Origin of the sequence: Marinomonas sp. PE14-40, from assembly GCF_051623805.1 — a bacterium.
In the GTDB taxonomy this organism is placed as follows: Bacteria; Pseudomonadota; Gammaproteobacteria; order Pseudomonadales; family Marinomonadaceae; genus Marinomonas.
Genome location: NZ_CP130700.1, coordinates 2549480 through 2570531, shown reverse-complemented (window position 1 = coordinate 2570531; position 21052 = coordinate 2549480). Strand labels below are relative to the sequence as shown.

The following is a 21052-nucleotide window of genomic DNA, read 5'->3' as shown; positions in this document are numbered from 1 at the left end:
CATCACTTTTCAGAGTTAATGTTGATATTGCCAATAGTGATAGTACTATTTGTACTATTGATATTGTGCCCCATTTTGTTCTGTTGGATGAGTGCGGGGGAAGGATGAATAGTAGCTAATTGATCTTTTAGCGCTTGAGATTCATTAACTCGTCTTTCAATTGCTGTTTTGTTTAAATCTTCATTAATTCCAGCATCTTTTAAACCATCTACTAACTTTTGAATTGCTTCATCATTTACAACCCAGCCAGTCATCTTATCTTTCAAATTAACGATATTAACCTTTACACCATCCTTGATGATGTCAAAGACAATGCCAGAGAATATTGTTGCTGTTAAAAAATCCATCCAAAACGCCTCCTTAAAACGGTTTAATTTATTAATGTTATATTAATTTTAAATGCAAAACAGTGACTTATTTATAATCGAATATCTTGGAGCTAAAAATCAGAAGGTACATATAAGTTATTTATTTTGTAAATCTGATAGTGCGGCCTTAATTTCCTTAAGTTCTTGTTGTAAATCACTAAGTGAGGGTTGCTTCTCAGCTCTGGCTGCTTGGTGTTCCTCTTCCATGACATTAACTACTATGCCGATTACCATGTTTAAAAATGCGAATGCGGTAAAAAATATGAATGATATGTAGAATATCCAGCTCATAGGATAGACCTCCATCGTCTCATATTGGATATCTGTCCAATCTTCAAATGTCATTATCCTGAATAATGTCAGCATCGATATTGCTATGTCGCCCCAAAGTACTGGGTTGATCTGGTTGAATAAAAAGCTACCGATCGCAGCATATATGTAAAAAATGATAAACATCAGAAGAACTACATAACCTAACTGAGGCAGTGCTTTAATTAATGAATTGATTAAAATTCTTAGCTCTGGAACAACAGAGACCATTCTTAAAACACGGAACACGCGTACAAGGCGGGCAAGAAGTGCCATTTCTGAGTCTTCTATTGGTATAAGGCTAACAATTACTACCAATGTATCGAAGATGTTCCAGCCCTTTCTAAAGAAGCTTTTCTTATCTTCATCAGCTACAAATCGGATCGTTAACTCAGCAAGAAAGAAAAATGTAATAAAAGTATTTAGGAAAGTTGTGACTGAAATTGCTGACTCTGGTAACTCAAAGGTTTTAGCCCCGATTTCAAGAGCAGAAATAATAATGACTGCAACGACTAAGAGCTCAAAAACTTTGTTGTTTCTGATGTTATTAAGTTTTATTTTTATAGCATCGTACATGGCTTTTTCAGTGAACCTTTAAGGTAAGTGGGTTTCAGGTGGCGGTAATTATAATGAGGTTCGTTCTTGTTTTCAGCAAATTGATATATTTGTTTACTTATCTTATTTTAGTATGCGTGATTGGTGGAACGACTGCGATTTTTTAGTCTAATTTTTACTATGTAAAAGGCTGTACTAACAATATTTTTGTAAAGGTCTATACACTTAAAATTAGTGAAATTTCGCTATGCATGAGTTTGATTTTAATACTTTTACAAAAAACAATTTTTTTGTAAATCTTTTCTTTTTTAATATTTATTAAGCATATGATTTAAAAGGTAAAAATTTCATGATCTCACCCTTTTTGGAGAGAGTGCCAAATATAACTTCAAGAAACCATGGCTGTTTATCCTTTTAGTTGGATCTACTACATCATCTTTATCTTCTTAACCGCCTTTGTTTTCTTAAACATGATGGTGGGTGTGGTACTGGATGTCATGACGCAAGAAACCAACAAACAAGAGCATGATGCTCAAGAGCAGAACCATGCTGAGCTGATGGATCAAATGCAGAAAATGCAGCAACAGATCATCGCTTTAAATGAAAAACTTGATGATAAATTGAATGATAAAAGCGATAAAGGCTAGTATTTTACTGACTTTGATTAGTTAAATAAGAAGAGGGCGAAAGCCCTCTTTTTTTATGTTTAGCGTTGCTCATCTAATTAAGGAGTTCAGCCAAATAATCCACAAGTAGGCGTATCTTAGGTGATAAATGTCTGTTTTGTGGGTACATCATCCAGATGGTATCGCCTGAAGGTCAATAATTATCAATCTGTTCTCATTCTTAAAGCTAAAGCACATTTCTTTTTGGTAGTTACATTCGTTCTATTTGAACTCTTCTTTAATAGAAATACTTTCGTATGGCTTAAATAAAATCCAACTCCCTTACTGTGGCTGACACAAAAACGACACGACCCAACGTTATGGCGTTTAAAACATCAATAAAATAAGGCTGTACTTAAAGCAGGAGTTGGAAGTGAAAATAGTTAATAAACCCTTATTATTTTTTACATTTTGTACCCCTATGGTATTACACGCAGATGAAGAAGAGCGCTTCAATGCATATCTAAATATTGAACAACAAGCGAGTGCAGATATTTCAGGGAGTTCATCCTCATTCAAGCAAAAACGAATACAGATTAATTTGGATAAAGAACTGTATTTAGATGATATGAACACCATGTCTGTTGGTTTAGGGCTTGAAAGAATTGATATCACAAGCAATGCGTTATTGCCTGGTAGCAATGCAAAAATCCCTAATGAGGTTAAGGGGGGCAGAATAAATTTATCTTGGTCGCACGAATTTGAAAGTGGTAAAGAACTCAATTTATCAGGTGCGCTAGGGTCATTGAGTGATAAACCTTTCAAAGGCTCCGATTCACTCTCCAAAGAGTTAGAGGCCAGCTTATTAATGCCCACAGATGCTGGAAATGCTTGGATAGTAGGGATGGGAGCTAGTGATGATGGGGGGTTAAATGATCTTCCTAGCCTCGCATTTCAATGGAATAAGAGCGAGCGCTTTCAGGCGTTGATTGGCTTACCTTTTATTGAAGTTAATTGGCAGCCTTTTGAGCAAGTCGAATTGACTGCAATCTTAGCTGATAAAGAATCTGAGTTATCAACTAGCTATAACTTTAATGATGACACCGCTATTTCATTATCTCATGGGAAAGGAGGTTGGACTGGAAGGCGGTTTGCACGAAGCGACAAAAAATCTTTTATGAATTATGAAGAAACGCGTACAGCTTTAACCCTAAGTCAAAATTTTGGCCCTGCGGTATTTGGTTTATCTGGTGGTGTTATCACTGATAGAAGTCTGAGTGAAAACAAAGATGGAAGTACAAGTAATAGCGATTTAAATATTAAAGATGCTCACTTTATCGCATTAAATTTTGGTATGGAGTTTTAAATATATGAATATGATTTTTAAAAATATATTACTGACTTGTTCGATTGCAATGACAGCATGCAGTACCTTAAACGCAAAGGATAAGCCGTTAAATTTCACTCAGAAAGTAAATGTTTTCGGAGTCACAATTGTTGCAACGGATACAGTGCCCGAAGGTAAATTACTTCATGCCGCGAGTGTAATGGCAGAATACTTAGATAACGACCAAGATGGTAAAGCAGATAATGAATTACTTGTAAAAACGATACGGCTGCAAAAAGCAGTTTTAGTCATGGTTGAGCAAGAAGAGGATATGGAATACTTCAGAGAAAGTATGCTAACTGAACATGGAATCGAAGTTGGCATTGGGCAGGATCTTTATGCAACAGAGACTCATCCAAACGGAGCTGCTAATGGGATTTTTGATGCAACTCTTGAAGAAGTATTACATTTAATCAGTAATGCTGGTTATGAAAAATTATATCCAAATACGTTTTCAACCAGACCAGGTAGTGCCCAGTCAAATGCTATGGATATCGCGAGAGGAGGTGTGTTTAAGAGCATTCCAAATCGCTACCCTAAGCAAGCTTGGTATAGTTACTATGATCCGACCTGTGATTATGAATGCCAAGGTGGTGAATACTTTTATTGGTCTTTAACAACATTGCTCGGCGCTCAAGATTATGGCTGGCGCAAAAAGGATATTTCTGATGAATGGCGCTTATATACACCTCAAGAATTCATTGAAGGTGATACAGCAATGTATCAGTTACTGTCATCCCCAACCTACAAAATACCGACTGTATTACCTAATGGTAAATATAAGGCAATAAAGTTAGAGATTCTCTCCTTGTAGGTTTTTAAAGCCTCTAGTTAGGTTTTCTAGAGGCTGTTTTTTAAATTTAATATTATAGATAGTAAGATTTATTTCGTTTTAACTGTAAAAACTTTTTATATTTTAAATAATATAATAGAGAAGGTTTTATCTTTATATTTTATATCTTGTAAGGTCGTGATTTTATTTATTATTGAGTTTTTTAAAAGTAAGCCTTCTAATAACAAGGCTTACGAATTTGGAGTTCTTACAAAGTCTTACAAAAATGGTACACGACTCCACGTTATAGGTTTTTCCATGCGAATATCATCTATATTTTATAAAGAGTGTTTAGACTGAAGTTAGTGAGATAGTACTGTAGAGGGGCTATCTATTAATTATAAAACTCAACAGTGAATGTTATTTGTTTATTCAACGGGTAGTAAGGAAACTACTTTAAAGGTAAAGACTCTAAAATCTAACGTAGCATTGATCCTATGAAAAACACTTTAACGCTAAGTACATAACACGTGTTTAGTTTTTTATTGGCTACTTTTAAGGTTATGCAGAGAAGAAAATATAATGAAAACCATAATTTTAGTTGAAGATGATCAAGAGATTGCTCGTCTAGCAATCATGTTTCTTGAGTCAGAAGGTTTTAGGGTTCTCCATATAGATCAGGGCAACCATGCTGTAAACTTTATACTTAATACACCTTCAGATGTCGTCATTTTGGATATCATGCTACCTGGTAAGAATGGTATAGATATTTGTAGAGAAATTAGGCGCTCTTTTCGTGGTGCAATCTTGATGCTAACCGCTTGTGAAGATGACATTAATGAAATATCTGCCTTGAATATGGGTGCAGATGACTACCTAACAAAGCCTATTCGACCACATGTATTACTCGCTCATATAAATGCCTTACTTCGAAGAAGTATAGAAACCATCGATAATAAAGCGGTATTTTTTTCATCAGGTATAAAAATAGATATTGTGCGTAGAGAGGTAAGCTATAACCAAAAGAGTGTCGATATTAGTTCTGCAGAGTTTGATTTAATTGCATTACTAATCAAGCATTCTGGAGACATAGTAGATCGCAATACCTGTTATCAAAACTTACGGGGTATTGAATATGATGGTATTGATCGTGCAATAGATATGCGTGTTGCTTCTATACGAAAAAAACTAATGTTAGCAGGCTTTAACTCTATGTTAGTAAAAACAGTAAGAGGCAAAGGCTATATGCTTCTGTTGGACTGAAGATTATCTGATGAAAAAATTATCTTTATTTTGGCGGCTTTATTTAAGTATGTCAGCAGCTATGCTGATTTTGGCGATTATTTTGATTGCCATTATGCAAACCTATTTTGGCTATGATGGTAAACGAGATTTTGTTAATGATGTTTATCAGGAGCTGAAGCCTGTCCTTATTCAATCAAATAAGGGCAAATTCAATCAGCGTACGGTTGAAGCATTTGCATCTAGTTCAAATTTTAGAATTTTCATTGAGCCGAATTTAAAAGCAAAAAAAAACAATAAAAATGAGTACTTAGGTGAGCATCGAAAGACGTCCGTTTTTATATTACCTGATGGGCGTTTACAAGCATGGATCTTTTTACAGAGTTTACCGGGTTATCTAGTTGTAGAAGATTATGCAGAAATAGAAAAAGGATTGTTTTTTAATAAAATGGAAGGACTAACGAGTGAAGATTATCTTGAGAACTATGCCTACGAACTATTAATTCTATTAACTTTAATCGTTATGTCTGTTGTGGTGCTAATGATTGCTAAAGCAATCGAAAAACCGATTGAGGCTTTACAGCAAGCCCAATTGAAATTTTCATCCGGTAAAACTGATATCCGCGCAAATGAGGATGTACCTAGCCCTGTTGATGGATTAGCAAAAAACTTTAATTTGATGGCTGAGAAGATCGAAACTCAAATCAAAGATAATCAAGTCATGACACATGCCATATCCCACGAGCTGAGGACACCGCTCACTCGAATGCAGTTTGCATTAGGTATCTTACAAACTAAAAAAACGGCTTTAACAGAATCTGAGCAAGCTTTATTAGGAGATCTAGATACTTATATTGAAGATATGGATAAGTTAACTAAAACGATTTTAACATTAGGTAATGTTCAGCATCAGAGACTAAACACTCTATCCCTTGTTGATGCAGATAAGTTTATACAAGAACGTATCTCTAAATTAACTAAGAGGGATAAGCATTTCAGTATTGAGTTACAAAGTGACTCAATGTTGAGCATATTACCAATGCATTTTCAGCTGCTAGTGGATAATTTAGTGAACAACGCGCAACAGTATGGAGACAAAATGGTTTCTATTACTTCTTATATCGAAAATGGATATTTCGTATTAACTGTTGCAGATGATGGTTTAGGAATCACTGAGGATCAAAGTAAAAAGATTTTTAATGCTTTTGCTCGTTTAGACACAAGTCGTAGTCGCGAAACGGGTGGTTTTGGTTTGGGACTAGCAATTGTTGAAAGCATTGTTCGCCGGTATCAAGGGCATATTAAAGTTGAGCCAAGCAGTTTGGGTGGAGCAGGTTTTACTTGTTGGCTCCCTCTGGAAGAGGCTTGAAGGCAAATAAATATGATGTGTAATGCTCTTTGATAAGTGCTAAAAAAACCATTATTTCTTTCTACTTAATTGTTAAATTTTAAAATTAGCATAGTTAAAATTAATCTATCTACTAATTCAAAAGAGGGCGTTTGCCCTCTTCTTTATAGCTTTTGTCTAACTAAGTTGTTCTGCCAAATAATCCACAAGTAGTCGGATCTTAGGCGATAAGTGCCTATTTTGTGGATAAACCGCCCAGATGCCATCATCAGGGGCTCTATAATTATCGAGTAAGGTGACCAAGTCTCCTTGGGTTAAATGCTGCTTAAGATAATAGTCTGGCAGTTGCACTATCCCTAAGCCTTTTAAGGCCGCATCTACTAGGGCAAAGCCACTGTTATAGCGTAGTCTTCCTGTAACTCGAATATTCTTATCCCTACTTGAATCTTTAAAATGCCAATAATCGAGAGTGCCCAATAAGCAACTGTGTTGATTGAGTTCAGCTAGAGATTGAGGTTCGCCTTCTTGTTCAAGGTAAGCGGGAGAAGCGCACAGATAGTGTGTTCTTGTTCCTAGTTTTTTTGCAATCATGCTTGAGTCATTTAGCTTCCCAAGACGAATCGCAAGGTCATAACCTTCTTCTACTAGGTCCATTTGTAAGTTGGTGAGGTAAGCTTCTACTTCTATATCCGCATAGCGTTCCATAAAGCTATTCACTAGAGGCAGTATTTGTTGCTCGCCATAGGTAACAGGCGCAGTCAGTCTTATTTTACCTTGTGGTTTTGATTGCAGGTTGGTGATGGCTTGTTCTGCTGCATCCAAGGCATCGAGAGCACCGCGACAATGTTGATAGAAAATATGCCCTTCTTCTGTCAGAGAGACTTTACGGGTCGTGCGATAAAACAATTTAATCTTAAGTCGCTTTTCTAATGCACTAATTTGCCGACTGACTTGCGCGGTCGAAATGATCATTTTCTTTGATGCTTGAGTAAAACTGCCACTTTCAGCAACATAAACAAATTCTCTAATTCCTTCCCATTGCATTTTGTTTACCTATGAATTTTATTGTTACCACTGAGTACAAGTGTTTTACATAGTGAATATATTATCATTCATATAGAAATAAATATAATGGCTGACATTCATAACCGCTCGGTCAAGCTTGTTACAAAATAGATGAACTTTGCTTATCTCAAGTGCCTTTAGTTTATCGGTTTTACTGATGATCCTGCTTACAACCTGCGCGGCCATATATGAAGTCCATTTAAAATATTTTTGAAATTAAAAAGAGAAAACTATGACAGATCAATTTATTAAATCGAAGGCGGCTATTGCTTGGGGCCCTAAGCAACCTCTTTCTGTTGAAGAAGTCGATGTGATGCTACCGAGAAAAGGGGAAGTATTAATCAAAGTTGTTGCTTCTGGTGTGTGCCATACGGATGCTTTCACTTTGTCTGGTGAAGATCCAGAAGGTATCTTCCCTGCCATTCTAGGGCATGAAGGTGGTGGCATCGTGGAGCAAGTAGGCGAAGGCGTGACGAGCGTTGAAGTGGGTGATCATGTTATTCCTCTTTACACGCCAGAATGTGGTGTCTGTAAGTTCTGCTTATCTGGTAAAACCAACTTATGCCAACAGATTCGTGAAACGCAAGGTAAGGGATTGATGCCAGATGGCACCACACGATTCTATAAAGATGGCCAGCCTATCTTTCATTATATGGGATGCTCAACTTTCTCTGAATATACTGTCTTGCCGGAAATCTCTTTGGCGAAAGTAAGCAAAGAAGCGCCGTTAGAAGAGATTTGCCTGTTAGGCTGTGGGGTTACCACAGGCATGGGCGCCGTGATGAATACCGCTAAAGTAGAAGAAGAGGCAAGTGTTGCAATCTTTGGTTTAGGGGGCATTGGCCTATCTGCTGTGATTGGAGCAACCATGGCAAAAGCAGGTCGAATTATTGCGATTGATATTAATGAGAGCAAATTCGAATTGGCTAAAAAGTTAGGCGCTACTGACTTTATTAACCCTAAAGATTACGACAAACCAATTCAAGATGTCATTGTTGAGCTAACAGACGGCGGTGTTGATTATTCTTTTGAATGTATTGGCAATGTAGACCTAATGCGATCAGCATTAGAGTGCTGCCATAAAGGCTGGGGTGAGTCGGTTGTGATAGGTGTAGCGGGTGCTGGACAAGAGATATCAACGCGACCATTCCAATTGGTAACAGGACGAGTATGGCGTGGTTCTGCTTTCGGTGGCGTTAAAGGCCGTACTGAATTGCCAGATTATGTAGAGCGTTATTTGCAGGGTGAGTTTAAGTTAAGTGACTTTATTACTCATACCATGGGGTTAGAGGATATCAATGAGTCCTTTGAACTTATGCACAAGGGTGAAAGCATACGAAGTGTGATTCATTTTGATAAATAAGACGTATCGCGCTGCCTCTATCTGAGGCAGCGTTTTCGCCTAACAATGAAGCATGTTAGTTTTCATAAGGGTATCTAGCATCCATAAGCGGATAATGTGTCAGTATCTAATTGACAAGTAATTCTCATTTTCATTTACTTCTTAGGGTAAAACATTATTTTTAGCTAGAGACACCCTATGATTGTTCGCAATAAACCCAATGCATTCCGACTTTTCTTTATTATACGAGGTTCAGTGGTTTTACGTGTTTTCCCACAAATCGCTTTTATAACGCTTCTTGGGGCAGCAGTTGCTCTCTTTCAATATTATTATCCCTTGTTGTTCCCTTCTTTTACTTTGGCGCCCCTAGCGCTTCTTGGAGTAGTGTTATCTCTCTTTTTGGGATTTAGGAATAATGCGAGTTATGACAGGTGGTGGGAGGCAAGAAAGCAGTGGGGGCAGCTTATCGTTCACTCTAGGAGTTTAGCGAGACAGTCTGTGTCCTATATTCATTGCAATGAAAAAGCAGGTAAAAAAGCGCACCAACGTCTTATCTATCTGACGATTGCCTTTAATCATGCTCTTAGACACCAATTGCGAAAGTCAGACCCATGGGAAGATATCGAAAAGTATTTAAAACAAGATGATCTTTTACCATTACGAAAGTCCCATAATATTCCTGATGCTCTATTAAGGCTGATGGGAAAGCAACTTGCTATCTGTCGAGATAAAAAACTTGTGTCTGAATTTTTAATTCCAAGTTTTGATCAACACGTGACTAAAATGGCGGAGGTTCAAGCGGCTTGTGAACGTATACAAGGTACACCAATTCCTTTTGCTTATATGTTGTTAGTACAGCGTACAGCTTATCTTTATTGTTTCATTCTTCCTTTTGGGATTGTTGCTTCGCAGGGACTCGTTACCCCTCTTTTTTGTGCCATTGTGGCTTATACCTTTTTTGGGTTCGATGCCCTAAGTGAAGAACTACAAGAGCCTTTTGGTCTGTCTGCTAATGATTTAGCCTTAAATGCCATGACGCGCACAACGGAAATTAACCTACTCGAAACCTTGGGAGAAACACACTTTCCAGAGCCTATCGAGGCTAAAAACCATCGCATTGAATAGCAGAAAGCACTGAATTAAAAGTAGTGCTTTAAGCTAGGGCTAGAAGAAATAGCTAGAAGAAATAGCTAGAAGAAATAGCTAGAAGAAAGGTACCTGCTATTGATTAACTTTAGGATGCCAAATGCCTTGTTTTTGGACAAAGTCATTTGGTTTTAATAGCTGGCACTTTTTCATACTCAAACAACCGCAACCAACACAGCCTGCTAGGTTGTCTTTTAAAAACTGCATGCGTTTCATTTTATCTTCAAGATCTGCTTGCCATTTATTGGCAACTCTCTCCCAATCACGCTTGGTAGGTGTCTTATTCATAGGGAGGCTTTCTAATTCAAGAATGATTTCTTCTAAAGTAAAACCGACGGATTGTGCAACCTGAATTAAAGCAATTCTTCTTAGCATAGAGGAATGATAGCGGCGTTGATTACCACTGGTTCTAGTGGAGTGAATTAATCCTTTTTTCTCATAAAAACGCAACGCAGACCCAGCCACACCACTGAATTCAGAGACTTCACTTATCGTTAAATTTTTATTAATTTTCATAATCTTAAGTGACCATAATAAATGATATTTAGAACGTATCTAAATAATTTGACTTAAAGTTAACTTTAACAATTATACTGCCCGAAATTTTGAAAACAATATGAAATAGGTGTGTATTAATGAGCCAACCGAATGACCCTCTTGAGAGCGATTTTTCTAGGTCAGATACTCATATGGAAAAAGAAATATCATCATCGATTTTAGGGGGAGAGTTGGTATTTGTATCGGGTCACAATCAGCAGCAAAAAGAGGATACGCAAGGGGGCTTTCGTGATCAGGTAAAGCGTGCAATTGATCACTTACAAGCCTCCTTAAAGAGCCATCACCTCGCTTTGGACAATGTTATTAATATTTCAATACTGATTGAAAACTGGGACGCAATAAAGTTGTGTGTTTGTCATGAAGAGATCAGTAAGCTCTATGGACATAATGGTGTACCGGATATTACTCATATTCCGCTGACTCAGGCTAATTTGATAGCCGGACCAATTAGTTTAAACGCCATCGTATTAAGGTGACTTTCCCTAAGCCTTGGCTCTAAAGTTCCAATGTTCGTTAGGGCCTTGATTATTGATCATCTCTTGAATGGCTTCGTCTATATCTTGGTCATGGGGCTCGTAAAATCGGCACATGGCGAGCGCTTTACGTAAGTTAATATTAGTACCTAAATATTCCATCAATACTCGAGAGCTCGAAGGCATACGCTCATCACTGGCCGATACCCCTAAGCGCAAACCATGTAACCAGCTGATGCGATTTTTAAAGGTAGGGAACATGATGGTTTGGGTAATTTCATTAAATGTAAGTGATTCATAATCCATCATAAAAATACGATCGGAGAGGTAATACGCTATGCCTAAGTATTTGCAATGGCACACCTCTTTATCCCATTGTTCTTTGCCTTCTATTAGCCTTTCTGTGCGTTGAAAAACCACCTTCTCTCCTTGTTTCTCAAGACACACGAGAGATCTTAGAATTTTGCCTGGATTGCCCATAGAGTAGTAATACTCAAAGTAATAGCCTAAATACTTATCTAGCTCAGGGCTCGATTTTTGCTGTAGCTGATTGAAGTGTGCTGACTCAATACTGTCAGCGTTATTGCTTGTTTGCCTTGGACTGACTTGTACCAACCTTTCAAACTGGCTATGGGGTAAATGCAGCTCATGTTCGGCCACATCAAAAAACTCACAAATACGACGCAAAGTGTTGGCGGCGGGTTTGTGTTTGCCACTTAAGTAACGATTGAACTGAGGTCGGCTTATCCCTAACCGTTGGGTTACTTCGCTTATGGATTTGTAATAACTACAGAGCAGTCTCAAGTTTTGAGCAAAATCTTCATTCATGATTTATCGGCCTAAGCGAATTCAAACATCAGGGTGTAAAAATAAGCATAGCAGGGCAAGGAGCGACTAATAAAGACGCACTTTGGTGTATTAGTTGCGCCAAAGTGCGCCAACTAAGATCAAGGTGTCAAATACCTCAGGTGAAATCCATTTGTTTTACTAAACCTCAGCAGCTGATTTGCCTGTCTTTCTAAGACATAGATAAATGAGCGCCAACTTCCTAAATAAGAAAAAGATCGAGGAAAAGAGTATGACAAATCAACCAAAATTGAGTTTTTATGGTGGCCCTTGGGCGTCGTTTTTACCCATATTAAGCTTTGTTATTGTCGCGATTTATGTCGCAACTGCGTTGGATGAGGCCACGATACAAGGCATGTGGGTGGGCATTTTAGCTGGGCTTTTAGGCACCTTCTTATTAGCAAAAGATAAATCCTTGTATAGCGAAACCATTATGAAAGGCATGGCGAGTAAGGTGGCAATTGCTCCTGTCGCAGCTTGGATTTTTGCAGGCATTTTTGCCACTGTTTTAAGGTCCTCAGGTCTCGTGGATGGCATTTTGTGGGCGGCTTATCACACAGGCGCAACAGGCACTGTTTTTGTAGCAGTCAGCTTTATGGCCAGTGCGCTTTTTGCAACCGCAGCCGGAACTGGTTTTGGCACCATTGCCGCAGGCATGGGCGTCTTGTATCCAGCAGGTGTTTTGTTAGGTGCTGATCCTTTCTTGATGGCTGGTGCTATCGTCGGTGGTGGCGCTTTTGGTGATAACCTTGCGCCCATTTCAGATACCACAATTTCTTCTGCAGCCAGTCAAAATACGGATATTGGCGGCGTTGTTCGTTCTCGTCTTAGATACTCATTAACCGCTGGTGCGATAACCTTAGTCTTGCTTGTTGTCTTTAGTCTATTAAGTACGGGCTCGTCTGTTGGTGTGCCTTATGAGCAACTGGCTGATCATATGGATCCTAAAGGCTTGATCATGTTGATTCCTGCGCTAGCGGCTATCTATGTGGCGATGAAAAAGGGTGATGTGATCTTTGCCACGACCATAGGTATTTTGCTTGGCATGCTGGTGGCTGTGGTGTCTGGACTTAATACCTTAGAAGCCTTTGTCTCAGTAAAAGACGGAGCCTTAATTAATGGTGTTGCAGGCTGGATGGCAGACTTATCCATCTTAGTCTTACTGCTCGCGGGTGGTATTCGCCTGATGTTAGATGGCGGTGGTAGCGATCGATTAATCAACTTACTAAAAGGCATGGTAAATAGCCCTCGTGGAGCCGAGGCATCATCGGCGGTTTTATCCCTTTTCCTTTCTTCTATGATGAGTATTAATGCCCCTGCTATTCTAGCGGTTGGCCTTTCTTATGCTAAACCTGTGGGTGAGAAATTTGGTCTGCATCCTTATCGTCGTGCCAATATTATCGATAGCATGGCGTGTACTTTGGTTTACTCATTACCTTGGTCAGCAGCCTTATTATTTGCGTCAGGTTTATCTTTTAAAGCAGCAGAATCTTTTGAGGGTGTCCCTGCATTAACACCAATCGAAATGACACCCTGGATTATATATGCCTGGGTGCTATTAGCGGTAATGACCTTCTCCATTATCACAGGTTGGGGGCGTCGTTTTGTGGATGAGAAATCAGACACTGAGCTTGCACTTGAAAAGCAAGCGAATGAAGAGAAAGCAGCTTTAGCTAAGCAATCCTTTGAACAGAATGCCAAGGCTTAAGCATGATGAAAAATAGCAAGAGAGCCAGCTTAGGCATTATCACAGGGTCAGGGCCAGAAGCGGGTTTGGACATGTGGAATAAGGTATTAAAAGCCAATAAAAACTTGATGGGAGAGGCATTTAAAGGGGATTTAGATGCGCCCATGGTGAATATTATCTCAGAGCCGCTATTAGGGCTTTCTATGGAGCTCGAGCTACACGATGACAAGGTATGGAAGACCTTGTCTCAAGTGGCAAATGAAGTGGCACAACAGGTGGATTACTATGCCATTGCCTGTAATACCCTGAACTATTATCAGCCGCAATTAGAAGCCTTAGCTTTAAAATCTAAGCTAGTGTCATTTGGGGATGTGGTGAAGCAAAAACTAGAACAAGAAGGCATTAAAAAGGTTGCGCTATTGGGATCAGACCCTGTGACAGACCTTGGTGATTGGTCTCCTTATCGACAGCTTAAAGAGGTTGCTGAGGTGGAAGTGCCAGACCCTAAGCTAGGTTTACATCAACTGATTTATGATGTGAAAACCTATGGTGGTGACATGCCTTTTATCTGTGAATCTTTTACTAAATTAGTCGATTCGTTAGAGGCAGATTTAGTCTTGCTTGCTTGTACCGAGCTGCCTTTGATTCCCATTAAAACGCACAAACAACTTATCGATGTGACAGACCTAGTCGCACAAGAGTTAGCTAAGTTATCACAAGCACAATAGCCATGTGGCTTTGATGTTAACAGGCTGTCACCCACATGCCTGTTAACATGTTTTGGGGCCTTATTAGGCCTCTTTTTTTATTGTGGCAAAATACAATTAGGGCTTTAACCAATCTAAATATTTTGGATTGGTTTCCTTCATATCCCGATACAACCACACCATGCGATCCACAAACCAAGCTTTGAAAACCATAATCCAGAGGTTGCCTAGCATGAGTGCCCAAATATTTAAGCTGTATAAACCATAGAAAAAGAAAGGCAAACCAAGGCCTGATAACAATTGCAGTAAGAGAGCTGGGGTGAGGTGATAATGAGGAATTGCCACCTTATTTCGTTCTAGATAGATACGTTCACCAAAGGTGCCCATAGAAGCCCAGTTGTTGGTGTTAGTTGGCGCGCTAAATAGCCTTGGGTTTAACCAAACCCAAATAAAAGAAAGGAGTATGGGGATAATACTGTAATAGCCAATCCACTCCCTAGACCAAAATGCGATAGAGATAAGGGGAAGAATTGAGAACCTTGTATAAACACTCCAAGGGTTTGAGTGACGCTTCCAAGTTTCGTCGTCCATACTCATCAAACGTTCGGTTAAGCGGGTTAAATCCATTTTTCTCTCTCAACAAGTTTTGTTAACAGTGTTTTATCAATGTTTCTTTTTTAAGCACAATGCTCTGTCTTAAAGGCTTTCACCATTTCTGGGAAACTCTTAAAATGCGGGTTATTAATTTCAAATCCTGACTCTGGTTCAAGTGTTAAGCCTTTTTCATAGTTAACAAGACTTTTATCATAAAGCTCGCAGCCCTGTGTGATTTTGTTAGTGGTGATATAAAAATTAGCTAATACAAATTCGGCTTTAGCCACCTGGGTTAAATGCTCAAGCTGAGAAAATAGTTTGATGGAGTGCTCAGCGTGAAAAATGGCTTTACCCTTTTTAGGGTCAAAGTCTGGAGCTACCGAGTGAAAGTTTGGGGTAGTAGGGTTCGCATGTTTTTTATATAAGCTAGACAGAAAAATATGAGATTCAGCCATGCCAAATTTATCATTAAGTGCGGTGAAGTCTTCTAATGCTTCTTCACCTAAACGCTGGGCTGAATAGACTCTATCTTGGTTCATTAAATAGTAAGCATAAGAGAGTTTTTGATCTGGGTTATCAGTATAGGGTGTTAATGCACTAGAGCAGCCCACTAAAAAGCTAAAGACGCTGACTAACAGACAGACTCGAACTAACATGCTTTGACCTACCTTATTTTTATTTATGCCAAGTAAAAGACGACATTAGGTGTTTGAGGTTAGACAATCAAGTTTTCGCTTGAGCACCCGTTTAAATTCAATAGGCATGTTGTACTCAGAGAGATATGAGTAAAATGTTGAATAAGGTTAAATTAACGGTTCAAGAAAGGCTAGCGAGTTGATGACAAAGGTTCTGTGTTTTGGCGATTCAAATACCTGGGGTACAAAACCTGAGGGCGGGCGTTATGCTGATCATGAACGTTGGAGCTTTCTGCTCGGTGTATATTTGAATATGTCATCTCTGGATTCTATTAACCAAGAAATGGAGAGTAAATATCTCGTTATGGAGGCAGGCCAGCCGAATCGCACCTTGATTAAAAATGCCCCGTTTGATGGGGACAAATCAGGACTCACTTACCTCAAACCTCTATTAGCCATTCACGAGCCTGAACTTGTGATAATCATGCTGGGCACCAATGATTTAAAGGCTAAGTTTAACTTGTCTCCAGCAGACATCGGCGCAGGCGCAGGTACGCTTATTAAACAGATTCAAGCCTTTAGCCAAGAGGCTATTGCTAGCGTTTCTTCTAGATCTTCTAATATAAAGATCTTATTAGTTTCGCCGCCAGAGATTAAAGTGTGCCCGCCTTATATTTCTGTTTATGCTGGTGGTGCGCAAAAATCTCAATTATTAGCCCATGAATTTGCAGCTCAAGCAGAGTTGTATCAGTGTGATTTTCTTGATGCTAACCAAGTGATTAAAAGCTCTGATCTGGATGGCATTCATTGGGATGCTCAAGCACATGAAAGCTTGGCCTTATCCATTGCTGAATATATAAAACAGAGGATGCTGTTTAGTCACACTTCGAATTAAGTGCTTTTTATAATGCTAGTTGTGTTTAGAGCTAGTCATGTTTAGAAATAGCGTTTGTTAAGCGCTGGCTGTGTTTAAAAAGATATCAGGCGCCAGTAAATAATCATTAACCGTCTTAATATTCAAGGCATCATTATTCTGTACCTTAGATAAGGCGGTTTTTTCATCTAAGCCTAAATCTAACCAACGTTTAGTTAAACGCGAAATAAGTGTGGATTCATCTACCTCTAAAAAGAGGGATAAATCAAAGTCTGTTTTAAGGTCACGCCAGCCTTCTTGATCCAAAAGCAGGTAATTTCCTTCGATCAGAATATATTTATCTTGGATTTCAATTGCGACAGCAGAGCCAATAGACGCATCTAAATCACGATCAAAGCGCGGGGCATAAATGCTTTCTTTTGAATCTGAGCTTCCTTGTTTTAGTCTCTGTATCAGGTGTTTTAAACCTGAAAGATCAAAGCTAGCAGGGGAGCCTTTTCGGGAGAGTAAACCTTGGTCAGATAGCACTTCATTACTTAAGTGAAAACCATCCATCTGTACGATTTTAGCCCCTTCCAAATGTGACAATAATTGCTGGGAGAGGGTCGATTTACCTGCACCAGGGCAAGCTGCAATCCCGATCATAAAGCGTCGCTTATCGGCTGACTTTTCTTTAATAATCTGGACGACTTGATCTAAGTGATTGAGTGAAATAGGCAAGATGAAGGTCTCTTTTTAGTGGGTGTGGAGTGGCTTTATATACGTTTAGAAATCACTAAACATCTCAAGTAATATCCAAATCATGAGCGATTTTTCTGCATCCAATGCTTTTTGTTAGTTATCTGACTTTTCTATAAAACATGTTTCCGAACTTAGACTCGAAAACATAGTAAAACTTTCTATTACCTCTATATAGAGCAGGATATTGATCTATTAGAGGGTGCTCACTATCTAAAGCGATTCGATATAGCATCGGTGGGGAGCGTCTATACCATTCAATTTTGCCCCGAACTGTTTTAACACTTCCATCTTTCAGTTTCTCATGAAAGAGAAACTCACTTTCCTCTGTTATTTCGAAGGAGAAATGTTCTTTTTGCCAATCGGCATTTGGTCCCGAATAAAACTGATTATCTATCTCATACAGTCCAATTATTCTGTCTTTCGTAATTGGATAATGAGCATACAAAGTGATACCAATAAAAAATAGGGTAAAGATCCATACCACAGTAAACTTCTTTAGATGAAGTGATTTTTTTGATTTCAGGTAACGCCTAATATATTTTAGCGAAAATAGGCTAACGGCTAAGACAATAAAAAATAAAAAGCTAAAAATCGTCATGCTCTAAATTCCAATTAGTAGCTAACAAGGTATTAATTGGAATTAAGTTTATGCTTCGCATAGCAAGGTGTAATCCAGTTATTGGTTTTTTTGTTTAATTAAAACAATAAATTACTATCATATCTTTTTCATATCAAGAGAACTTTATTGTGATATAAATGAGTCTTTGGCGAACGGTTTTTTATTAAAGGCCAGTTAACTTATAGCCTTACCAATCATCACTTTTATTCTCGATCTCTTGTGCTGCAAGCTCTGCGGGAATCAGAATATAGTTAGGCTCGACCTTCTTTCCAAGTAATAACTGATAACCAATTTCGACGGCTTTTTTGGCCATCAAGCTAGGTTTTTGCATGGCTGTGGCAGCCCAGTTGCTGTTGCCCGATTGAATCAGTTTCACGGCAAAAGGGGCACCGTCCACAGAGGCAAGAATGAAATCATCACGACCTGCTTGTTTAGCAGCGCGGACTGCGCCTAATGCGGTTGGGTCATTAATACTAAATACACTGTCAATCTTTGGATAAGCTTCCATTAAATAGGTCATGGCTTTCATGCCGCCATCTATGCTGCCTGTGCCATTTAGCTGATCATTTAACAGCACTATCTTTGGATAGGCGTGGATCGCTGATTTACAGCCGGCTACACGCTCAACAACAGAAGAAACGGCAACACCATTAATAATGACCATATTACCTTGGTAGTTCATACGCTTGGCGAGATATTCACAGGCAATGACGCCCGCTTGAATATTATCTGTGGTGATAGTGGCATCAGCACCACGTGCTTTAACGTCTACTGCAATCACCTTGATACCGGCTCTTTGTGCTTTGGCTATGGTGGGGGCTATGCCTTCTTCATCTGCGGCTGTGAGCAGAATGAGGTCGACGTCTTGTTCGATAAAATAATTAAGCTGGGTAATTTGACGTTTTAGGTCGTAAGCGTCTGAGCGAATCAACATTTTTACTGGCTGACCAACAAGGGATTCGGCGCGGCTGGTCGCGGACTCAATCAATTGGACAAAATACGGGTTACCTAAATCCGCCACACTGATGCCGATAGATTGTAATTTGGCTGGGTTGGAGGCGGTTGCTGAAAAACTGGTAAAGCCAAGGGCCATTAAACAAGCAAGGAGAAAGCTACTGATAAGTGTCAGTCTTGTTTTTATCTTACCAGCAAAACTTAGTATTAAGCCTTTGGCATGTGTGTCCAGTTTCATCTTGTTTCTCATACTATTTAAACGAACGTCCTGTTTATATTGCAGCAAAATTAAGCCCTGATCTTGTTTCATTAGACGACGAATCAGGGCCTATGCCAAGGTTTCTGCTATTTAGCTTTTAGGCGGCTTCAATTTCCATTGCGCCCGTCATAATAGCAACCGCATCAGACATGCTATGGCTTTGTGGTGTGACAATACCTGCACACTTGCCAAGGCGGTGGATGTGGATACGGTCGGCTACCTCAAACACATGAGGCATATTGTGGCTGATAAGCACAATGGGTAAGCCTCTATCACGTACTTCCTTGATTAAGTTTAGAACGCGACGGGACTCTTTTACCCCAAGTGCGGCGGTAGGTTCGTCCATGATAACCACCTTGCTACCAAAGAGGGCAGAGCGAGCGACGGCGACCCCTTGGCGTTGGCCACCAGAAAGAGACTCAACGGCCTGACTCATATTTTGAATGGTGAGCAAGCCTAGTTCTGTCATCTTGGCTTTGGCATTATGCTCCATGGCTTTTTTATCTAGCATTCTTAGATACTTACCTAAAAAACCGGGCTTGCGAATTTCACGGCCTAAATAGAGGTTATCCGCAATATTTAGGGCAGGAGAGACGGCCAAATTTTGATAGACGGTTTCTATGCCTAATTCACGGGCTTCCATGGGGGTATTAAATACTACTTTTTGCCCATCTAACCAGACCTCGCCTTCATCAGGCACCAAGGCGCCTGAGAGGGCTTTAATCAAAGAAGATTTGCCTGCACCATTGTCACCAATTACAGCTAGAATTTCTCCTGGGAAAAGTTCGAAATCCGCATTATCTATAGCGGTCACACTGCCATAACGTTTCACTAGACCAGAGGCTTTTAATACAGGTGTTTGTTGATAATCTATGCTCATTATGCCGTTCCTCTTCGAATCCATTGGTCAACGCCAACAGCTAAGATGATTAATATCCCCACGGTAAATTCTTGCCAAAGTACATCGACACCAGCAAGGGCTAATCCGTTTCTAAATACACCGACAACTAGGGCGCCAATCAAGGTGCCATAGATTGAACCGCGTCCTCCAAAGAGACTACAGCCACCTATCACCACAGCCGTAATACTGTCTAAGTTAGCGGTATAACCTGCTTGTGGGCTGATCGAGCCAATTCGACCAATTAACACCCAAGCTCCGACGGCACAGACAATCCCTGCAAGCACATAGACTGACATTAGGATGCGATTAGTTTGAATACCGGCTAGGCGCGCTGCATCTGGGTCATCCCCTGTGGCATAAACATGTCGGCCCCAAGAGGTCCAGTTAAGGGCGTACCAGATTAAAAAGAAGAGACCTAACATGAGTAAGGAGCCGTAGGTTAATCTTGCGCCAAAAAAGTTAATGGTTTCTCCTGTCCACTGTAATAGCGGGGCGATAGAGGAAATGTCCTGCGAGCGAATGGTTTCACTTTTTGAATACCAGAGGTTTATGGCGAAAAAGACATTCCAGGAACCTAGGGTGGCAATAAAAGGTGGGATTTTTAATCGAGTAATGAGTAGGCCATTAATAAATCCCGCTAGGGCGCCAACAGAAATACCAAGGGCGAGGGCTAACCAAGCTTCTAGGCCTAAATCTATGGCCATACGGCCCATCACCACAGAGCAGAGCACCATGATAGCACCGACGGATAAGTCGATACCTGCGGTTAAAATAATCAGGGTTTGGGCGACCCCAATCACACCGATTATGGTTACTTGTTGCAGAATAAGCGACAAGTTAAAAGGGTGTAAAAAGCGATTACCAATTAACAGGCTAAAGCCAAAAATCGCTAATAATAAAACGATGCTGGGAGCTGCAATAGGGTAAGTGTGAAGAAACTTTTTGAGCCGCAATATAGGGCTTTCTTTCACTGAAAAATTTGCCACATACCCAGCGGTGTTATCCGCCACTTGATCGTGTTCAAGTACTGGTGTTGAGGTATTGGGTTTAACAGAACTCATAGAT

23 protein-coding genes are annotated in these 21052 nt (G+C 39.6%); 11 read left to right on the top strand and 12 right to left on the bottom strand.

Translation table 11 applies throughout. The annotated features are described in order from the left end of the window. Positions 1-2: 2 nt before the first annotated feature. Together gapS6a and Q0A08_RS11865 are read right to left on the bottom strand one after the other, a co-directional pair. Positions 3-347 (bottom strand): GapS6a family protein, encoded by a 345-nt coding sequence (gene gapS6a, locus Q0A08_RS11870; RefSeq protein ID WP_438467512.1) that lies wholly within the window; start codon positions 345-347, stop codon positions 3-5. Positions 348-464: 117 nt separating this feature from the next. After that, entirely contained in the window at positions 465-1253 is a 789-nt protein-coding gene (locus Q0A08_RS11865; RefSeq protein WP_438467510.1) for an ion transporter, read from the bottom strand. Between the two features lie 377 nt (positions 1254-1630). Between Q0A08_RS11865 and Q0A08_RS11860 the strand changes: the two genes are divergently transcribed. From Q0A08_RS11860 to Q0A08_RS11840, 5 genes are all read left to right on the top strand, one after another. Next, positions 1631-1879 carry a hypothetical protein gene (locus tag Q0A08_RS11860; RefSeq protein WP_438467508.1) on the top strand — a complete coding sequence of 83 codons (249 nt, stop codon included), beginning with the start codon at positions 1631-1633 and terminating at the stop codon, positions 1877-1879. Positions 1880-2270: 391 nt separating this feature from the next. Next, positions 2271-3203, top strand: coding sequence for a hypothetical protein (locus Q0A08_RS11855; RefSeq protein WP_438467506.1), 933 nt, complete (start codon positions 2271-2273; stop codon positions 3201-3203). 49 nt (positions 3204-3252) lie between these two features. After that, complete coding sequence (locus tag Q0A08_RS11850) at positions 3253-4038, top strand: hypothetical protein (RefSeq protein WP_438467504.1); 786 nt, start codon at positions 3253-3255, stop codon at positions 4036-4038. Positions 4039-4578: 540 nt separating this feature from the next. Beyond that, entirely contained in the window at positions 4579-5259 is a 681-nt protein-coding gene (locus Q0A08_RS11845; RefSeq protein WP_046016537.1) for a response regulator transcription factor, read from the top strand. Between the two features lie 10 nt (positions 5260-5269). Beyond that, positions 5270-6607 (top strand): ATP-binding protein, encoded by a 1338-nt coding sequence (locus Q0A08_RS11840; protein WP_438467501.1) that lies wholly within the window; start codon positions 5270-5272, stop codon positions 6605-6607. A 156-nt stretch (positions 6608-6763) separates the two neighbouring features. Here the strand turns inward: Q0A08_RS11840 and Q0A08_RS11835 are convergent, their stop codons facing one another. Further along, on the bottom strand, positions 6764-7630 hold the full coding sequence (locus Q0A08_RS11835; RefSeq protein WP_438467500.1) for a LysR substrate-binding domain-containing protein: 867 nt from the start codon (positions 7628-7630) through the stop codon (positions 6764-6766). A 253-nt stretch (positions 7631-7883) separates the two neighbouring features. Here Q0A08_RS11835 and Q0A08_RS11830 point away from each other — a divergent pair, with 253 nt between their 5' ends. Both Q0A08_RS11830 and Q0A08_RS11825 read left to right on the top strand, forming a co-directional pair. Beyond that, entirely contained in the window at positions 7884-9014 is a 1131-nt protein-coding gene (locus tag Q0A08_RS11830) for an S-(hydroxymethyl)glutathione dehydrogenase/class III alcohol dehydrogenase (RefSeq protein WP_438467499.1), read from the top strand. Positions 9015-9191: 177 nt separating this feature from the next. Continuing rightward, positions 9192-10118: a bestrophin family protein gene (locus Q0A08_RS11825; protein ID WP_438467497.1), complete on the top strand. Its 927-nt coding sequence runs from the start codon at positions 9192-9194 to the stop codon at positions 10116-10118. Positions 10119-10214: 96 nt separating this feature from the next. Here Q0A08_RS11825 and soxR read toward each other — a convergent pair whose 3' ends face one another. Beyond that, a complete protein-coding gene (gene soxR / locus Q0A08_RS11820) occupies positions 10215-10655 on the bottom strand; it encodes a redox-sensitive transcriptional activator SoxR (protein WP_063338964.1) in 441 nt (146 codons plus the stop codon). A 119-nt stretch (positions 10656-10774) separates the two neighbouring features. Here soxR and Q0A08_RS11815 point away from each other — a divergent pair, with 119 nt between their 5' ends. Next, positions 10775-11173 carry a RidA family protein gene (locus Q0A08_RS11815; protein WP_438467495.1) on the top strand — a complete coding sequence of 133 codons (399 nt, stop codon included), beginning with the start codon at positions 10775-10777 and terminating at the stop codon, positions 11171-11173. A 6-nt stretch (positions 11174-11179) separates the two neighbouring features. Here Q0A08_RS11815 and Q0A08_RS11810 read toward each other — a convergent pair whose 3' ends face one another. Then, positions 11180-11998, bottom strand: coding sequence for a helix-turn-helix domain-containing protein (locus Q0A08_RS11810; protein WP_438467493.1), 819 nt, complete (start codon positions 11996-11998; stop codon positions 11180-11182). A 250-nt stretch (positions 11999-12248) separates the two neighbouring features. Between Q0A08_RS11810 and Q0A08_RS11805 the strand changes: the two genes are divergently transcribed. Together Q0A08_RS11805 and Q0A08_RS11800 are read left to right on the top strand one after the other, a co-directional pair. Next, on the top strand, positions 12249-13724 hold the full coding sequence (locus Q0A08_RS11805; protein ID WP_438467491.1) for a Na+/H+ antiporter NhaC family protein: 1476 nt from the start codon (positions 12249-12251) through the stop codon (positions 13722-13724). A gap of 5 nt (positions 13725-13729) precedes the next feature. Next, positions 13730-14431 (top strand): aspartate/glutamate racemase family protein, encoded by a 702-nt coding sequence (locus tag Q0A08_RS11800; RefSeq protein ID WP_438467489.1) that lies wholly within the window; start codon positions 13730-13732, stop codon positions 14429-14431. 96 nt (positions 14432-14527) lie between these two features. Here the strand turns inward: Q0A08_RS11800 and Q0A08_RS11795 are convergent, their stop codons facing one another. Next, positions 14528-15037 (bottom strand): DUF6653 family protein, encoded by a 510-nt coding sequence (locus tag Q0A08_RS11795; protein WP_438467487.1) that lies wholly within the window; start codon positions 15035-15037, stop codon positions 14528-14530. Between the two features lie 50 nt (positions 15038-15087). Continuing rightward, entirely contained in the window at positions 15088-15660 is a 573-nt protein-coding gene (locus Q0A08_RS11790; RefSeq protein ID WP_438467485.1) for a hypothetical protein, read from the bottom strand. 181 nt (positions 15661-15841) lie between these two features. Here Q0A08_RS11790 and Q0A08_RS11785 point away from each other — a divergent pair, with 181 nt between their 5' ends. Beyond that, on the top strand, positions 15842-16534 hold the full coding sequence (locus Q0A08_RS11785) for an SGNH/GDSL hydrolase family protein (RefSeq protein ID WP_438467483.1): 693 nt from the start codon (positions 15842-15844) through the stop codon (positions 16532-16534). A gap of 57 nt (positions 16535-16591) precedes the next feature. Here the strand turns inward: Q0A08_RS11785 and Q0A08_RS11780 are convergent, their stop codons facing one another. The 5 genes from Q0A08_RS11780 to Q0A08_RS11760 all read right to left on the bottom strand — a co-directional run bounded on the left by Q0A08_RS11780 (position 16592) and on the right by Q0A08_RS11760 (position 21048). Further along, on the bottom strand, positions 16592-17233 hold the full coding sequence (locus tag Q0A08_RS11780; protein WP_438467481.1) for an AAA family ATPase: 642 nt from the start codon (positions 17231-17233) through the stop codon (positions 16592-16594). A 118-nt stretch (positions 17234-17351) separates the two neighbouring features. Beyond that, positions 17352-17852 carry a hypothetical protein gene (locus tag Q0A08_RS11775; protein WP_438467479.1) on the bottom strand — a complete coding sequence of 167 codons (501 nt, stop codon included), beginning with the start codon at positions 17850-17852 and terminating at the stop codon, positions 17352-17354. Between the two features lie 208 nt (positions 17853-18060). Continuing rightward, positions 18061-19065: an ABC transporter substrate-binding protein gene (locus Q0A08_RS11770; RefSeq protein ID WP_438467477.1), complete on the bottom strand. Its 1005-nt coding sequence runs from the start codon at positions 19063-19065 to the stop codon at positions 18061-18063. A 118-nt stretch (positions 19066-19183) separates the two neighbouring features. Next, positions 19184-19966 carry an ATP-binding cassette domain-containing protein gene (locus tag Q0A08_RS11765; protein WP_438467475.1) on the bottom strand — a complete coding sequence of 261 codons (783 nt, stop codon included), beginning with the start codon at positions 19964-19966 and terminating at the stop codon, positions 19184-19186. Beyond that, positions 19966-21048, bottom strand: coding sequence for an ABC transporter permease (locus tag Q0A08_RS11760; RefSeq protein ID WP_046016522.1), 1083 nt, complete (start codon positions 21046-21048; stop codon positions 19966-19968). Before Q0A08_RS11760 ends, Q0A08_RS11765 begins: the two co-directional genes overlap by 1 nt. Between the last annotated feature and the right edge of the window lie 4 nt (positions 21049-21052).

Coding starts and splice junctions, on each gene's coding strand:
- gapS6a (WP_438467512.1), bottom strand. CDS start 347: ATGGATTTTTTAACAGCAACAATATTCTCTGGCATTGTCTTTGACATC.
- Q0A08_RS11865 (WP_438467510.1), bottom strand. CDS start 1,253: ATGTACGATGCTATAAAAATAAAACTTAATAACATCAGAAACAACAAA.
- Q0A08_RS11860 (WP_438467508.1), top strand. CDS start 1,631: ATGGCTGTTTATCCTTTTAGTTGGATCTACTACATCATCTTTATCTTC.
- Q0A08_RS11850 (WP_438467504.1), top strand. CDS start 3,253: ATGACAGCATGCAGTACCTTAAACGCAAAGGATAAGCCGTTAAATTTC.
- Q0A08_RS11845 (WP_046016537.1), top strand. CDS start 4,579: ATGAAAACCATAATTTTAGTTGAAGATGATCAAGAGATTGCTCGTCTA.
- Q0A08_RS11840 (WP_438467501.1), top strand. CDS start 5,270: ATGAAAAAATTATCTTTATTTTGGCGGCTTTATTTAAGTATGTCAGCA.
- Q0A08_RS11835 (WP_438467500.1), bottom strand. CDS start 7,630: ATGCAATGGGAAGGAATTAGAGAATTTGTTTATGTTGCTGAAAGTGGC.
- Q0A08_RS11830 (WP_438467499.1), top strand. CDS start 7,884: ATGACAGATCAATTTATTAAATCGAAGGCGGCTATTGCTTGGGGCCCT.
- Q0A08_RS11825 (WP_438467497.1), top strand. CDS start 9,192: ATGATTGTTCGCAATAAACCCAATGCATTCCGACTTTTCTTTATTATA.
- soxR (WP_063338964.1), bottom strand. CDS start 10,655: ATGAAAATTAATAAAAATTTAACGATAAGTGAAGTCTCTGAATTCAGT.
- Q0A08_RS11815 (WP_438467495.1), top strand. CDS start 10,775: ATGAGCCAACCGAATGACCCTCTTGAGAGCGATTTTTCTAGGTCAGAT.
- Q0A08_RS11810 (WP_438467493.1), bottom strand. CDS start 11,998: ATGAATGAAGATTTTGCTCAAAACTTGAGACTGCTCTGTAGTTATTAC.
- Q0A08_RS11805 (WP_438467491.1), top strand. CDS start 12,249: ATGACAAATCAACCAAAATTGAGTTTTTATGGTGGCCCTTGGGCGTCG.
- Q0A08_RS11800 (WP_438467489.1), top strand. CDS start 13,730: ATGAAAAATAGCAAGAGAGCCAGCTTAGGCATTATCACAGGGTCAGGG.
- Q0A08_RS11795 (WP_438467487.1), bottom strand. CDS start 15,037: ATGGATTTAACCCGCTTAACCGAACGTTTGATGAGTATGGACGACGAA.
- Q0A08_RS11790 (WP_438467485.1), bottom strand. CDS start 15,660: ATGTTAGTTCGAGTCTGTCTGTTAGTCAGCGTCTTTAGCTTTTTAGTG.
- Q0A08_RS11785 (WP_438467483.1), top strand. CDS start 15,842: ATGACAAAGGTTCTGTGTTTTGGCGATTCAAATACCTGGGGTACAAAA.
- Q0A08_RS11775 (WP_438467479.1), bottom strand. CDS start 17,852: ATGACGATTTTTAGCTTTTTATTTTTTATTGTCTTAGCCGTTAGCCTA.
- Q0A08_RS11770 (WP_438467477.1), bottom strand. CDS start 19,065: ATGAAACTGGACACACATGCCAAAGGCTTAATACTAAGTTTTGCTGGT.
- Q0A08_RS11765 (WP_438467475.1), bottom strand. CDS start 19,966: ATGAGCATAGATTATCAACAAACACCTGTATTAAAAGCCTCTGGTCTA.
- Q0A08_RS11760 (WP_046016522.1), bottom strand. CDS start 21,048: ATGAGTTCTGTTAAACCCAATACCTCAACACCAGTACTTGAACACGAT.